General features: G+C 45.2%; 10 protein-coding genes and 2 pseudogenes. 11 read left to right on the top strand and 1 reads right to left on the bottom strand.

What is annotated here, in order from left to right:
* The 7 genes and pseudogenes from BLP57_RS18105 to BLP57_RS14870 form a co-directional block, all read left to right on the top strand.
* Window positions 1-249, top strand: a 249-nt coding sequence (locus BLP57_RS18105; protein ID WP_442855626.1) for an HNH endonuclease, incomplete at its 5' end; no start/stop codon positions are given.
* A gap of 80 nt (window positions 250-329) precedes the next feature.
* Window positions 330-1,430: a hypothetical protein gene (locus BLP57_RS14900; RefSeq protein WP_330389483.1), complete on the top strand. Its 1,101-nt coding sequence runs from the start codon at window positions 330-332 to the stop codon at window positions 1,428-1,430.
* A gap of 54 nt (window positions 1,431-1,484) precedes the next feature.
* On the top strand, window positions 1,485-6,845 hold the full coding sequence (locus BLP57_RS14895) for a DUF3849 domain-containing protein (RefSeq protein WP_092072853.1): 5,361 nt from the start codon (window positions 1,485-1,487) through the stop codon (window positions 6,843-6,845).
* Window positions 6,842-7,093, top strand: coding sequence for a transposon-transfer assisting family protein (locus tag BLP57_RS14890; protein WP_055066054.1), 252 nt, complete (start codon window positions 6,842-6,844; stop codon window positions 7,091-7,093). Before BLP57_RS14895 ends, BLP57_RS14890 begins: the two co-directional genes overlap by 4 nt.
* Window positions 7,090-7,524: pseudogene (locus BLP57_RS14885) on the top strand (YodL domain-containing protein). The gene BLP57_RS14890 and the pseudogene BLP57_RS14885 overlap by 4 nt, the downstream one beginning before the upstream one ends.
* The gene (locus BLP57_RS14880; RefSeq protein ID WP_092072850.1) at window positions 7,457-8,869 is read left to right on the top strand and encodes a relaxase/mobilization nuclease domain-containing protein; all 1,413 of its coding nucleotides are present in this window, start codon (window positions 7,457-7,459) and stop codon (window positions 8,867-8,869) included. The pseudogene BLP57_RS14885 and the gene BLP57_RS14880 overlap by 68 nt, the downstream one beginning before the upstream one ends.
* 211 nt (window positions 8,870-9,080) lie before the next feature.
* Window positions 9,081-9,215 (top strand): annotated as a pseudogene (locus tag BLP57_RS14870) (TnpV protein); the annotation flags it as partial.
* Window positions 9,216-9,272: 57 nt separating this feature from the next.
* Here the strand turns inward: BLP57_RS14870 and BLP57_RS14865 are convergent.
* Window positions 9,273-10,265, bottom strand: a complete 993-nt coding sequence (locus BLP57_RS14865; protein WP_092072845.1) for an AraC family transcriptional regulator — start codon at window positions 10,263-10,265, stop codon at window positions 9,273-9,275.
* Between the two features lie 200 nt (window positions 10,266-10,465).
* Here BLP57_RS14865 and BLP57_RS14860 point away from each other — a divergent pair, with 200 nt between their 5' ends.
* Genes BLP57_RS14860 through BLP57_RS14845 form a run of 4 tightly spaced genes read left to right on the top strand, consistent with a single transcriptional unit; the run spans window position 10,466 to window position 15,022 of the window.
* Window positions 10,466-11,050: an MptD family putative ECF transporter S component gene (locus tag BLP57_RS14860; protein ID WP_015524597.1), complete on the top strand. Its 585-nt coding sequence runs from the start codon at window positions 10,466-10,468 to the stop codon at window positions 11,048-11,050.
* Window positions 11,050-11,790: an energy-coupling factor transporter transmembrane component T gene (locus tag BLP57_RS14855; RefSeq protein ID WP_092072842.1), complete on the top strand. Its 741-nt coding sequence runs from the start codon at window positions 11,050-11,052 to the stop codon at window positions 11,788-11,790. The genes BLP57_RS14860 and BLP57_RS14855 overlap by 1 nt, the downstream gene beginning before the upstream one ends.
* A 17-nt stretch (window positions 11,791-11,807) precedes the next feature.
* Entirely contained in the window at window positions 11,808-13,280 is a 1,473-nt protein-coding gene (locus tag BLP57_RS14850) for an ABC transporter ATP-binding protein (RefSeq protein ID WP_092072839.1), read from the top strand.
* Window positions 13,277-15,022, top strand: coding sequence for an ABC transporter ATP-binding protein (locus tag BLP57_RS14845; RefSeq protein WP_092072836.1), 1,746 nt, complete (start codon window positions 13,277-13,279; stop codon window positions 15,020-15,022). The genes BLP57_RS14850 and BLP57_RS14845 overlap by 4 nt, the downstream gene beginning before the upstream one ends.
* The last annotated feature ends 2 nt before the right edge of the window (window positions 15,023-15,024 follow it).

Here is a 15,024-nt window from a genome sequence, read left to right as displayed (position 1 = left end):
TCTAATGCAGACTTAGTTCCAAATACAATCAAATATTTCAGCAGTACAAAGCTAATCGACAGAATAAAAGCCAGAGAATGTGAGCTATGCGGAAAAACTAATACTCCCATAGAAATTCATCATGTTCATCGGCTTAAAGATTTACAAGGTAAAACTTTTTGGGAAGCTCTTATGATAGCGAGAAATCGCAAAACAATAGCTTTGTGTAGAGAATGTCATAAGAAATTACACTGTGGACAGTTAAATTGAGTTTATAAATGGAGAGCCGTATACAGTGAGAGTTGTAAGTACGGTTCGGGGGCGAGTATTTGGAAACCTACCATAGCAATATGGCAAGGCGCTGGGTACTTAGCCTACAGCAGGAAGGACGTATTTTAAGACAGGGAAACCAGAATGACAAAGTAAAGATATTCCGGTATGTGACGGAAAATACTTTTGATGCGTATATGTGGCAGATTTTGGAGAATAAGCAGAAGTTCATCAGCCAGATCATGACCAGTAAATCCCCGGTCAGGGCTTGTGAAGATGTGGATGATACGGCACTGTCCTATGCAGAGATCAAGGCACTTGCCACAGGTAATCCGTACATTAAAGAAAAAATGGATCTGGATGTGCAGGTGAGTAAGCTGAAACTCTTAAAGGCAAACCATACCAGTCAGATTTACCGTCTGGAATCCGATATTGCAAAGAATTTCCCGGTACAGATCAGTGCATTGAAAGAGCGGATTGCCGGGATGCAGGTGGATTCGCAGGTAGTAAAAAGCGTGGATTTACAGGATAATGACACGTTTGCCATGACGGTAGGGAATGTCCTTTATGAAGATAAGAAAGAAGCAGGCGAAGCGTTGATCGCCGCCTGTGCAGGTTTAAAAACCGTCAGCACCGGCGGAAAGGTTGGGGAATATCATGGGTTTACGTTATCTGCTTCCTACAATATGTTCTCCAATGCGTTTGAACTGACGGTCAAAGGAAAATGCTCTTATAAGCTGGAGATCGGAAAAGACCCGGTAGGAAATATGCAGCGTATCCATAACACGCTTTCTTCTATCGACAGGAAGCTGACGGAAAGTGAGCAGAAATTGGAAACCGTACAACAGCAGCTTGCTACTGCACAGGAAGAGGTAAAGAAACCATTTCCGAAAGAAGCAGAGCTGAATGAAAAGATAGAACGGTTATCCGAGTTAAATGCCTTGCTGAACATGGATGAAAAGGGCAATGAGACGATTATGGCAGATGAGGATATTGGCAGAGAAGGAAGTAACACAGACAGCAGGGATGCCGTAGAAGAAAAAGAACTTCCGGAAACAGCAGACAGAATTCATAAGCCATCTATTCTGGAACGCTTAAAGCAGGAGAAGGCACAGCAGAATACAGCGGAACCGACCGTTACACAGAAAACTGCAAAGAAAAAACACGAACAGGAGTTATAAAAGATTTCCCGTCAGAGTTTTCTCTGGCGGGGACATAAAATGGAGAGTTTGTTTATGGCAAATAATATAGAAAAACAGTTAAAAGAAATATCGGAACGGCTGGAGCAGGGAGTAAAGGAAATCTTTACATCGGAGCGATATACCGAATATCTGAATACCATGTCAAAGTTCCATAATTACAGCTTTAATAACACGCTGCTGATCACCATGCAGAAACCGGAAGCAACACTGGTGGCAGGGTATCAGGCATGGCAGAAGAAGTTTAACCGCCATGTAAAACGTGGAGAGAAAGGAATCCAGATCATTGCACCAGCACCGATCCGGGAGAAACAGGAGATTGAAAAGATCGACCCGGTAACAAAAGAGCCTGTGATCGGGGATGATGGACAGCCGGAAACAGAGATTGTGGAGATGGTGATACCGAGATTCCGCATAACGACAGTGTTTGATGTCAGCCAGACAGAGGGAGAACCGATCGCAGAACTGGAGGTGCCGGAGCTTACCGGAAGTGTACAGTTTTATGATACGTTCATGCAGGCATTGCAGAATATTTCTCCTGTACCGATCCGCATGATGAATGTGGAAGGGGAAGCAAAAGGTTATTATCACCAGACAGAAAAATATATTGCGATAAAGGAAGATATGAGTAATGTCCAGACGATGAAAACTGGAGTCCATGAAGTGAGCCACGCATTGCTGCATGACCGGGAAGTAATGGATGCGGAAGGCGTCTTAAAAGACCAGACAACAAAGGAAGTGGAAGCAGAAAGTATCGCTTACATAGTCTGCAACCATTTTGGTCTGGATACTTCAGAATATTCGTTTACCTATATCGCCAGCTGGTGCGAGAGCAGGGATATGAAGGCGTTGAAAGCATCTATGGATACCATCCGAAAAACATCGGCAGAGATCATTGAGAATATCGAGGCACAGATGTACGAGTTGGAAATGGAAAGACCAATCCGGGATACTTTTCATAAGGAAGATTTAATTCTGCATCTTTCAGGCAGTATGGGTTCCGAGTTTACCTATGATCTGATTGAAAACATGAGCAGGGAACAGTTAGAGCAGAATGTGGGAGAATACGTCCGCCTTCTGGAAAGTGGTGAGATAGAGGAAAATGAGAAACCTCTGGAAAGTTTTCTGGAAGAAAAAGGTGCTGCTGTCACACCACTCTATGACAGCAGTGGACACGGAGAGAACTATCCGATTGATTTTTATGATGTGGAATATGATGCTGACATAGGCGTTACTTATATTTCTGACCTTTCTCCGAAAGAGCAGGCAGAGATGTTGGTACAAAAGGCAGAGTTTCCAAGAAATATTTTTTCAGAAGAAGAAAAGACATTTGTAAATGAATATGCAGAAACCTTCCCCGGACAGGTGGAAAGACTGAATGACCTGGTATGGGATATGAGGGAATCTTATGATGAAGCCGGTTCAAAGCTGGTGTATGAAGTGATTCAGGCAGCAAGGGCAAACTTCCCAGTGAAGGAACCGGAGATTGCAGAAGAAACAGCCATGCAGTATGCCCACCGTCTGATTGAAACGGCAGAAGCTGCAAATACAGGAAATTTCACAGATTCCCAGAGAAATCTTATTGTGAATTTTGCATATAAGATGGATGACAAAGACGAAGTGCTTGGACTGGTGAACCGTATGATGACCGCAATCCGCAGACCGGAAAGTGAATATACGAGAAACCTTATGAATGAAACACAGGCACAGATTGACAATTTCCCAGATGGCATGATCGGTTTTACGGAAATGCACGAGGCAGGAATCCAGTTAGACCATATGCTACCGCTTATGAAAGACCGGGCATATGAATTATACCGTGGAGGGGCAGAAATTTACATCTTATATGGAAATCCAGAGAATCCACAACGGGCAGAACAGGTGCTTGTGGAGACGGAAAATGAGATTTTTGGATATGACGGTATCTTTGGAATCACAGAAACAGAATGGGAAGTCCAGAAAGAAAGAGAAGTCTCTGCCACAAAACAGGAAGCACTGGAACGGCAGAGTGCAGAAAAGATTGATGAGACACTTCTTCTGCATGGAGAAAGCAGAAGGTTTGCCATTTATCAGATGGATAGTGGAGATGAGCATACCTATCAGTTTATGGGAATGGAATCTGCAAAGAACCTGGGCTATACCATTGATGGAAAGGATTACCGGATGGTTTATGCAGCACCGTGGATGCCAACAATCACGTTAGACAATATATTTGAACGATTTAACATTGATCGACCGGAAGATTTCCGTGGTCATTCCTTATCGGTAAGTGATGTGATCGTGATAAACAGGGGGGCAGAGATCACAGCCTATTATGTAGATTCTTTTGGATTTCAGGAACTTCCGGAGTTTGTCCAGCAGAGAATGAACATGCTGGAACATAATTCTGTCAGGGCATATCCGCCAGTTTATAAAGAAACATTGGAACAGGCAATGGGAGAACGGGATGTAGATGCCTATCTGGATTCCAGAAAGTTAAATCTGGACTGCAAGAAAGCAATCGAGGATGTTATCCGGGAGAATTTTGACGGACTGCACTTAAAGCAGGGTGCGGCAAAAGAAGTCGTGGAACGCTTTGGGGAAGAACGTATGAATTTTGTTATGGCAAACACCATCCGTGAACTTTCTCATGATGGAAGATTTTCCAGACAGAACAAAGACTGGGCGGAGCATATCGAAGTCCCGGAAAATGTCAGCCGGGGTAGAAATCTGAACCTGGATTATGTGATCGAAAGTCACCCGGCAGTTTTAGATGGGTTTATCGACATGGCAAGAGCTGAGATCCGGATGCAGAGGATAGAACAGGCGATAGGAGAAAACGAAGTGACAATCACGGCAGAGACAAGAGGATATGAAGCAGAAGGACATAACGGGACATGGCATACGGTTGATGAAAAGGAATATGCGGGGGAGAAGTTCTTCTTAATGGAACATGATGAATTTGGCTCCGATGTGGCAGGAATTATCGTAGCAGAAAATGGACAGCTTGTAGCGGAGGATTTATGGAATGGGTTTGATGCAGGAGCGTTAGAAGCTGTATCAGAATATTTGCAGGAAAATGGAACAACACTTTATGACTTGACGGAATTCCCGAAAGATTCTGTTGTAACTCTGCGGAGTGGACAGACACTTACAATCGAAGAAATACAAGCAGTACAGAAAGATACCTGGGAAGAAACGATGGCAGGAAAAAATGAATCTGGAACGGATGTCCGGTTTAATTTCCATGCAGTCAGTGAGGTGCAGCTGCCAGAAGGCATAAAGTTGAAAATGCCAGAGATTCATTACGTTGATAATTTTTATGTGATGGAAGATATAAATGCAGAGGGTGTAGTAAAAGTAAACCGGTATGAATCACTGGATGAAGCGATGCAGGAATATTTACGCCTGCCAAATCATCAGGAAAAAGTGCTTGGTATCCAGAATACGGAAACAATGCAGGAAAGCATGGATTTTATCCGATGTGAAAACGGAATAGATCAGCTGACCCATGCATATGAACAGATCGGAGGGTGGCTGAATCCGGAAATATATGAAGCGGTAAATAAAATGGAAAATATGCTGGACTGGAATGAGGTACAGATTGCATATCAGATTGGAAAACAATACTTTACAATCCAGACTGCAGAAGATGGCTATGATTATACATTTTACAATGAAGATTATCAGGAGGATGATGGAGGAATCTATGACAATCCGACAATTTATGTAGATGAAGCTGCCAGTGATATTTTGGAAGATAAAGGGTACTCATTGGAAGACGCAAAAGTAGTGGATTATGAAGAATTGATGGCAGATGTGGAAGAAGTTCAGGAAGAACAGATGCAGCGGATACAATTAGAAAAAAACTGCCCGGCAAGTATTTTTGAAGGATTTCGCAGGAAAGAAGCAATGCAAACCTATGAAGGAATCGCAATGCAGTTTACCGAGAGTAAAGGGTATCTGACCATACAGGCAACAGAAGAAGGATATTCGTTTATTTTTTATGACTCTGATCTGCATGAAATCCAGAGTGGTGATTACGATAATCCAGACGCATCCATTCAGGAAGTTGCTTATGAAACCCTTAAAAGTGAAAGAATGGATGACCTGGAATGTGTCAAAGTGGATTATAAAGAATTTGAAGAAATGACGATCCAGCACTCTAAGGATTTATTGCAGGAGGGGGAACTTCGTGCGACTTCTGAGATTGGAAGAAATGAACTGGCATTAAATAGCCTGAGCAGGGCAGAAGTTGAAAGAGGTGTCCTGTATCATGCACAGGCAGTATTAGAAGATATGGGAATGGAACAGGAGGTAGAGCTGCTTGCTGCAAGAGTGTATGGTTCCAGAAGCAGACAAGACCTTTACCGGGAAGATTCTGACCTTGATGTAGTGCTTTCTTATCGTGGCAATATCCGTGAAGACAGTTTCTTCAATGAATTAAATGCTCATGGTATAGCAATGGCAGGTATTAAGGTGGACATCAATCCTATCGCAGAAGAAAGAATCACTCTGGCAGAATATATGAAGGAAGCAGATGCTTACCTTGATCAGCAGGAGATTAAAAAACTCGCTTCGGACCTGGATAATTTTAGTTATGACGTTGATACCTATGAGTATAACGATACGATTGAAAATAGAGAAGAACAGGTGGAAAAACTCACGGAGGATATTTTGAATAAGAAAACAGAAGCTGTCAAGGACTGGCTGCTTGAGGTATCCGAGGAATCCGATATAGACAGCGATGTGATAACTGCCCGTTCTTTACTTTCCCGTCTGGAAGATACAGAGCAACTTTCTATTTTTGACAAACAGCCGGAGCAGGAACAGCCAGGAGCCACGATCAGTTTTTATGTCGCAGAGTGCATGGAGTTTCCAGTCATGGGAGAGTACCATAATAACCTCACTTTAGAAGAAGCCATTAAAATATATGAGAGTATCCCAGCAGAGAGACTGCATGGGATTAAAGGAATCGGATTTGATCTGCAAGATGGTGATGAAGATTATTCCGGGGAATATGAGTTGATGAGTGCAGACCGGATACAGCGTGATCTGATAGATATGATTCCTCACTATAAAGAAAGCTCTCTGGTGCAGAAAGCAATCGCAGACATGGAAAAGTATCTGGATGAAAAGCATGGAAGGGTAAAGGAAACGGAACATACGGCAGAAACAGTAATAGGAAGTGGGCAGAAACCTTCTGCGGTTACGGCAGACAGAAGGGCAAAGCAGGAACCGGTATCTGTAAGTCAGAGCCAGACACAAAAGGCGGAACCTGCAAGCAGAGCAAAAGGTGAAGTGAAGAAGTCTGTGCTGCAGTCTTTAAAAGATTTTCAGGCAAAGGCAAAAGCGCAGGAGCAGAATAAGACAACAGAAAAATCCAAGACACATAAGAAAGGAGAGGTGGAATTATGATGGATCTGGCGATGAATTTTGATGCGGATGAATGTTTAGTAACCGCAATGTTTGATAAAGGAAACAGAAATGACACGATGGAGGCAATCGACCATATCATTCCTTTTTTAAAAGGCGATGCGGATATGATTGGTCTTGTCTGCAATACCATAAGAAAACTGTTCTGCATGAGTGATGAAGGGTATGAGATTTTTCTTATGGATCTGGAAGATTATAAAATGGAACTGGAAGAGGAGGAAGAAGAATGAGTACAAGTCAGTGTGCAGTATATCAGGTAAAAGATACCTCAGAGTATAGGGATGTCCGTTTTCGTTCTTACGAGAAACTGAAAAGCGAAGGAAGAACAGTTCAGATAGAAAACTATCAGCAGGTGTATATTGGAAGAATCCAGCCGGGGGAAACTCCGGCTGACATTAAAACACGCTTGCAGAAGCAATGACCGAAGAATTTCAAAGGTCATTCCATCGGTTGCAGTGATATGATTGTCATCACCGACGATGGAAAAACCACAGCTTACTATGTCAACAAAGATGGTTTTATCATCATTCCAGAATTTCTCGCAATCAAAAGTTCCTCCAATACCAGACTTTCCATTGATACGAGGGCTTTTTATGGCAACCATAAGAATCATGCCGCTTCATGTCGGCAAGGGCCGCACAGAAAGTCGGGCGATCAGTGACATCATCGACTATGTAGCAAATCCACAGAAAACAGATAACGGCAAACTCATTACCAGTTATGCGTGTGACAGCCGGACTGCGGATGCAGAGTTTCTTCTGGCAAAGCGGCAGTACATTGCCACTACCGGACGAGTGCGTGGCGCGGATGATGTGATTGCCTATCATGTACGCCAGTCCTTCCGCCCCGGTGAGATTACCCCGGAAGAAGCAAACCGGCTGGGCGTAGAATTTGCAAAGCGTTTTACTAAAGGCAATCATGCCTTTGTGGTCTGCACTCACATAGACAAGTCGCACATTCATAATCACATTATCTGGTCATCGGTCAGCTTAGAATATGACCGGAAGTTCCGAAACTTTTGGGGCAGCACCAAGGCGGTTCGTCGGCTAAGTGACACCATCTGTATTGAGAATGGACTGTCCATTGTAGAGAATCCGAAACCTCACGGAAAGAGCTATAACAAATGGCTGGGCGATCAGGCAAAGCCCTCTCACCGAGAGCTGCTTCGTGTGGCGATTGACAACGCATTATCACAAAGTCCTGCTGACTTTGAAGAACTGCTGAAGCTGTTGCGAGAATATGGTTGTGAAGTCTCAAAGCGCGGGAAATCGTATCGACTGAAACTCTCTGGTTGGGAGAAAGCCGCCCGCATGGACAGTCTGGGCGAAGGATATGGATTGGAAGATTTGCGGGCAGTTCTCTTAGGGAAGAAAGCACATACCCCGCGAAAGAAAACAGTCACACAGGCAGAGCCGCCGAAGGTCAATCTGCTGGTGGACATTCAGACAAAATTGCAGGCTGGAAAAGGTGCTGGCTATGCTCGATGGGCTAAAGTTTTTAATCTGAAACAAATGGCGCAGACCATGAATTACCTGTCAGAGAACAATCTGCTGGAGTATGCGGTTTTGGAAGAAAAGGCTACGGCTGCCACGGCACATCACAATGAACTTTCGGCGCAGATCAAAGCGGCTGAAAAGCGCATGGCAGAGATTGCTGTTCTGCGTACTCACATCGTAAATTATGCCAAGACCCGTGAGGTCTATGTGGCATACCGCAAGGCGGGTTACACTAAGAAATTTCGGGAGGAACATGAGGAAGAAATTCTGCTCCACCAGGCTGCTAAGAATGCCTTTGATGAGATGGGCGTCAAGAAGCTGCCAAAGGTCAAAGAGTTACAGACAGAGTACGCAAAATTGCTGGAAGAAAAGAAAAAGACTTATTCCGAGTATCGGCGCTCCCGTGAAGAAATGAGGGAGCTTTTGACTGCAAAAGCGAATGTAGATCGAGTGCTGAAAATGGAGGTAGAACAGGATGTTGAAAAAGAAAAAGACCACGGCCAGCGGTAAGCTGGTCCTGGTCAAAAGCGTTCGCAGAACGCGCAGCCACAGAATGAAATTCTGTGTTCAAAGGGGCTTGGGGGCGCTGCCCTCAACAAGCAAGCGGAGAGGAAAATCACAAAGGGATTTTCTTCTCTGCGGGCCTGTGTGTATTAACACAGGCATTGCTTGCCGGTATTATCCCTGAATCAGAATAATTTCGGAATAACCACCGTTCTAACTATCCCACATGATGGAGGCGGCGGGCGTTACCGAGGAACTGAAAGCCCGTGACCCCATGCGCTGGGTGGGGTTGATGAACACGCTGAAAGCGCAGGTGGAGGAAGTGTTGTTGCAGGAATTAGTTTATATCTGATTTTGGGCATAGATGAAGCCGGGATTTTGCAAGCCAGCAAGCAATCCCGGCTTTATCTTATATATTTTCCAGTTTTTTTGACCGCCGGTATTCCAATGGCGATAGGCCGAATTGTTTTTTGAAAACTGATGCAAATTTGCTTTGATTCATATAGCCGACCAACTCTGCTATTTCTGCAACGGACAATCTTGCAGAAGTCAGTAACTCTGCAGCTTTTTTCATTCGGACTTCCCGTAGATAGATGGAAATATTTTGACCAAAAACGCCACGAAAATAGTTTTTTAAGCTGGTTTCGCTGACAGAAAACTGAGCTGCCAATTCCCATGCAGGATGATGTTGCCGCAAATCGGAAGTGATAATTTTTTCAACACGTTTTGCTATATCTACCTGTGTTTCAGTAAAAAATGTGCAGGCTTGCGATGGGGGGATATTGTTAAGATTTTGTAGTAATGAAAATAGAGCCAGAACATAGATCTTCATTTGAGAAATCGAAAACGGAGGCGCAATATCAAAAAGTTCCCAGAGCTTAATCAATATTTCTTCAACTTCAGGAGTAACTGCTGAGATATAAGTGTTATCGTTTGGGCAAAAAAGTTCAATGATTTTAGGGATGTCTATGCCAAACTCTTTTTGTATCCATGTACTCTCTGTTGCCAGTGTATTAGTATCAACAAAAAGCTCCATTCCCTCATAGATACGGCGAGGATAGACATATTGCTTTTGGGCAAAACACTCCGTGAGAGAAATATCTCCATCTTTCACATATACAAAGTTTCCGTTATTCAAGATAATCTCGCAACGACCAGTCACGCAATAGTTTAGGAGCAAAGGCCCTTTTTTAATGAAACTATCTTCACCCAAATTTGGAGCTGCCCATGTCGGAGAATTTATAAAAATATACGCAATAGTAAGTCCGGGGAAAAGTTGAAAAAACGTCATAGACCCTTTTCCCTCCTTAGTTTTCATAAGTAGTTCTGCGTTGAACTCGCTACGTTTTATTGAAACGCCGGGAATTTCAATACATTTTCTAAAAATATCATCAATCTTCATTTTTAACTCCTGTCGATTTGTCTGGCTCATTGCCCTTGATTTTAATCATATTATAGAATTGTAAGCGAAGTCAGTCAATAAAAAAACTCGTTGCTGTTTGGAGCCAAAAAGATGATTGGTTGTAGAGAGCTACTGCTAACTATGGTATCTTATAGAGAGGTTAGAAAACGCTAACCAGCAAATGAATGGAGGTATTCGTTATGAGTAACAAGTTACAAGCAAAAGACCTGATTAACCTCGGCCTTTTCACCGTTCTCTACTTTGTGATTGGCTGCTGTGTCGCCATTCCCGTCGGCTTTGTACCTATCTTTTTGCCGATCCTCGGAGCATTGTGGTCTTTGATTACCGGCATCCCGTTCATGCTGTTCTTGACCAGAGTTAAAAAATTCGGCATGGTTACAATTATGGGAATTTTAAGCGGCCTGCTGATGGGGCTGACTGGTATGGGATTTTGGGGCGTACCGATGGGCGTGATTTTTGGGCTGCTGGGAGATCTGATCTTGAAATCCGGCGGTTATAAAAGCGCCAAGAAGAGCCTGATCGGGTATGCGGTGTTCAGCCTTTGGATGGTTGGTACATATATCCCCATGTATTTCATGGTTGAGGATTCCTGGGCCAGTTTTGCGGCCAGCTTTGGTGAGGAATACGCTGACAGGGTAATGGCTGTTATGCCTATGTGGAGCATTATTCTGGTAATCGCCGGAATCTTCATTTTTGCGATCCTGGGCGGACTTTTAGGTAAGGCGCTTCTGAAAAAGCATTTTGCTAAAGCGGGCATTGTGTGATGAACGGGCTATCATTTTCAGCAACAACCGAAAAAAGAAAAGGAATCCTGCTTGATCCCCGGACAAAGCTCATTCTGCTGCTGACGATTACAACACTGATGTTCAGTACCAGTAACGAAGGAATTATGAACATCGTCAAGCCGTGTCTAAGCCTTGTCCCCTTTGCTCTGATTTTGTCGGAACGCCGTTTCAAAACAGCAGGAAAATATCTGGTGCTATATGCGGTTTGCTTTATACTGGAACGGATTGCCCTTACGAGTTTGAGCGGATTACTCTCGTTCATCGTGCTGGCAGTGACATCTATCATGACGCGGTTTGCGCCCGGCATTATGACAGGTGCCTATTTGATCTCATCCACTTCGATCAGTGAGTTTATCGGCGCAATGGAGCGTATGCACATCACGGAAAAAATCGTGATTCCAATGTCTGTCATTTTTCGCTTTTTCCCAACCATCAGCGAAGAATATCAGGCCATCCGGGATGCAATGAAAATGCGGGGCATACGATTCGGCGGGAAAAATCCTTTCCTGATGTTGGAATATCGCCTTGTTCCTTTGATGGTGTCCGTTGTGAAGATTGGTGATGAACTTTCTGCTGCTGCGTTGACACGGGGGCTTGGAGCCCCCGTTAAACGTACAAACGTGTGCCAGATCGGTTTCCATGTTCAAGATTTGATTGCGATTCTGCTTTGCGTTATCTGTTTTGCCTTGTTTTTGTTTCAGCAGCAGATTTCTTTTTGACGGGAGGGGGTGAACCTATGATACGGATTGACCATGTGACTTTCTCTTATGGAGAAGAAAACGAGAACGCTGGTGGAGTCCATGATATAAATCTGACCGTAGAGGACGGTCAATGCGTCGTACTTTGCGGCGAAAGCGGCAGTGGAAAAACGACAATTACCAGGCTGATCAACGGTCTGATTCCCCATTACTATGAAGGAAAAATGAATGGAGAAGTGTGGGTAAATGGGGCAAAGGTTTCGGAACAGCCCCTTTATGATACCGCGAAAACGGTTGGCAGCGTGTTTCAAAACCCCCGCTCACAATTTTTCAATGTGGACACAACCAGCGAAATCACATTTGGGTGTGAAAATCTCGGCCAGCCGGAGCAAAGTATTCGGGAACGATTAGATAAGACCATCCGGGATTTCCGCCTGGAGAAATTGATGGGACGCAATATCTTTCATCTCTCCGGCGGGGAAAAGCAAAAAATTGCCTGTGCCGGGGTATCCATCATGGAGCCGGATGTGCTGGTTATGGATGAGCCGTCATCCAACCTGGATGCTTCCTCTATCCTGGATCTGAGAGCAATACTTGCGTTTTGGAAGTCGCAGGGGAAAACAATTATAGTGTCAGAGCATCGGCTCTACTATCTGCGCGGTCTTGCGGATCGTTTTATCTATATTACCGGCGGAAAGGTGGAAAAAGATTACTCCGCAGCGGAGTTTGAGAGCCTGACGGAGCAACAGAGAGCCAAGTTGGGGCTGCGTACCTTTATTCTTGAAGATTTGTTGCCGCCGAAAGCATTGCCCCAGGCCGGTCAGCAAATGGAACTTCGCAATTTCTGCTTTGCCTACAAAAACGAACCGGAAACGCTGCACATCCGGGAAAGTAAAATCCCCGCAAATCGTATTGTCGGGATCATCGGGAATAATGGAGCTGGAAAGTCCACCTTCTCCCGGTGTTTCTGCGGCCTTGAAAAGCGCTGCGGTGAGGTGATCTGGAACGGCAGAACTTATCGGCCTAAAGACAGACTAAATACCTGCTACATGGTGATGCAGGAAGTCAATCACCAGCTTTTCACGGAAACTGTGCTGGATGAAGTCCTGATCAGTATGGAGGAGAAAAATCAGGAGTGGGCTGAGGAAATCCTTGCCGAGTTAGATTTAATCGGCTTCAAAGACAGACACCCTATGTCCCTTTCCGGCGGCCAAAAGCAGCGGGTAGCAATTGCCTCGGCAATCGCATCCAAGCGTTCTATCTTATTTTTTGACGAACCGACCAGCGGTCTTGATTACAAACACATGAAAGAGGTTGCCAATGTCTTGAAACAAGTCATGGATGCAGGCATTACCTTGTATGTCATTACCCATGATCTTGAGCTGCTTTTAGATTGTTGTACGGATATTGTCCATTTTGAGGACGGTTCCATCATCGACAAATTTCAAATGGATGAGGCCGGTCTTGAAAAAATCCGAAACTATTTTATAAAGGGGGTGCCTACAAAATGAAGGAAGAAAAGAAAGAGTCGCCCATAGGCGTCTTATGGGGATGGGGCAAGCTCTATCACGGGAAATTCATCGGCAGTATTATCCTTGCGGTATTAGGCGTGGCCTGCCAGATGGTGCCCTATTTCTGCGTGGCGCATATTGTCACACTGATGCTGTCGGGAGAGCAGGATTTTTCCAGTTATATGACGGCCTGTATCGTTGCATTGTGCGGTTATTTGGGAAAGGTTGTTTTCGCCAATCTTTCAACAGTCATTTCCCACACGGCGACCTATTACACGCTGCGCGATCTGCGAGAGAATATCACCGCGAAGCTGGCCCGCGTCCCGATGGGGACGATTTTAGATACTCCGTCCGGCCAGTACAAAACGACGATTGTTGACCGGGTGGAGGGAATGGAGCCGACCTTTGCACACCTGATCCCGGAAATGACCGCAAATGTGCTGGTTCCCATTGTGATTGTCGTGTACCTGCTTATTCTGGACTGGCGTATGGCGCTTTTGTCCCTTGTCACTCTCGTGGTGGGCCTTGTGGTTATGTCCGCCGGTATGAAAAACTATCCCGTCAAGTGGGAGGGTGCTGTCAAGGCAGGCAAGCAGATGACAGACGCCATCGTGGAATATATCGGAGGCATTGAGGTGGTGAAAGCGTTCAGCCAATCCGCCGGTTCCTACAAAAAATATTCTGACGCGGTGAATTATAACGCCAACTACTATGTGGACTGGATGCGGGAAAACCAGAAAACCATGAGCGCCTACAACGCCATCCTGCCCTCAGTGCTGATTTGCGTGCTGCCCTGCGGTTTTGCATTCTGGCTCTCCGGCAGTCTGGAGCTTTCCACCTTCCTATCCATTGTGATTTTCTCGCTGGGGCTGATTGGGCCGATTATTGCGGCCTTTACCTTTACGGACGATTTGGCTGTACTGGGGACAAATGTGGAAGAAATCAGCCAGCTTCTGAACGCCGAAGAACTGAACCATAAAGAAACGCCGATCAAGCTGGAAGATACCGGCATTTCTCTTAGGTCTGTGTCGTTTTCCTATGACGGGACAACAGAGGTTTTGCATGATGTGAATCTCGCCATCCACCCCGGAACCATGACCGCCCTTGTAGGGCCGTCCGGCTCCGGCAAGTCTACGGTGGCAAAGCTGATTGCCGGGTATTGGGATGTTACATCCGGCAGAATTACCCTCGGCGGCCATGAGCTGAAGGATATGCCGCTGTCTGAAATTGCAGACCAGATTTCCTATGTGTCCCAGGACAACTACCTGTTTAACCGCAGTATCCGGGAGAATATCCGCATGGGAAGGCCCGGTGCCACGGACGCAGAGGTGGAACAGGCAGCCAAACAAAGCGGCTGCGACGCCTTTATCCGCAAGCTGGATAATGGCTATGATACGGTTGTTGGCAGCGCCGGTTCCCATCTTTCCGGCGGTGAACGCCAGCGGATTGCCATCGCCCGCGCCATGCTGAAAAATGCGCCGGTTGTCATTTTGGACGAGGCAACTGCCTATATCGACCCAGAGAATGAGGCACTGGTGCAGAAAGCCATTTCCACTTTAACTGTCGGCAAGACCCTGATTGTGATCGCACACCGGCTGTCTACCATTGTTGGCGCAGATAACATCGTTGTGGTGAAGGATGGAACCATCCACGCACAGGGTACGCATGAGAAGCTGCTGGAAACCTGCCCCCTCTACCGGGATATGTGGCAGGCGCACATTGGCGCGAAAGACCAGATGTAAGG

The organism is Blautia sp. SF-50 (genome assembly GCF_900101315.1).
GTDB lineage: Bacteria > Bacillota > Clostridia > Lachnospirales > Lachnospiraceae > Blautia_A > Blautia_A fusiformis.
This window is presented reverse-complemented; position numbering and strand designations above follow the sequence as displayed.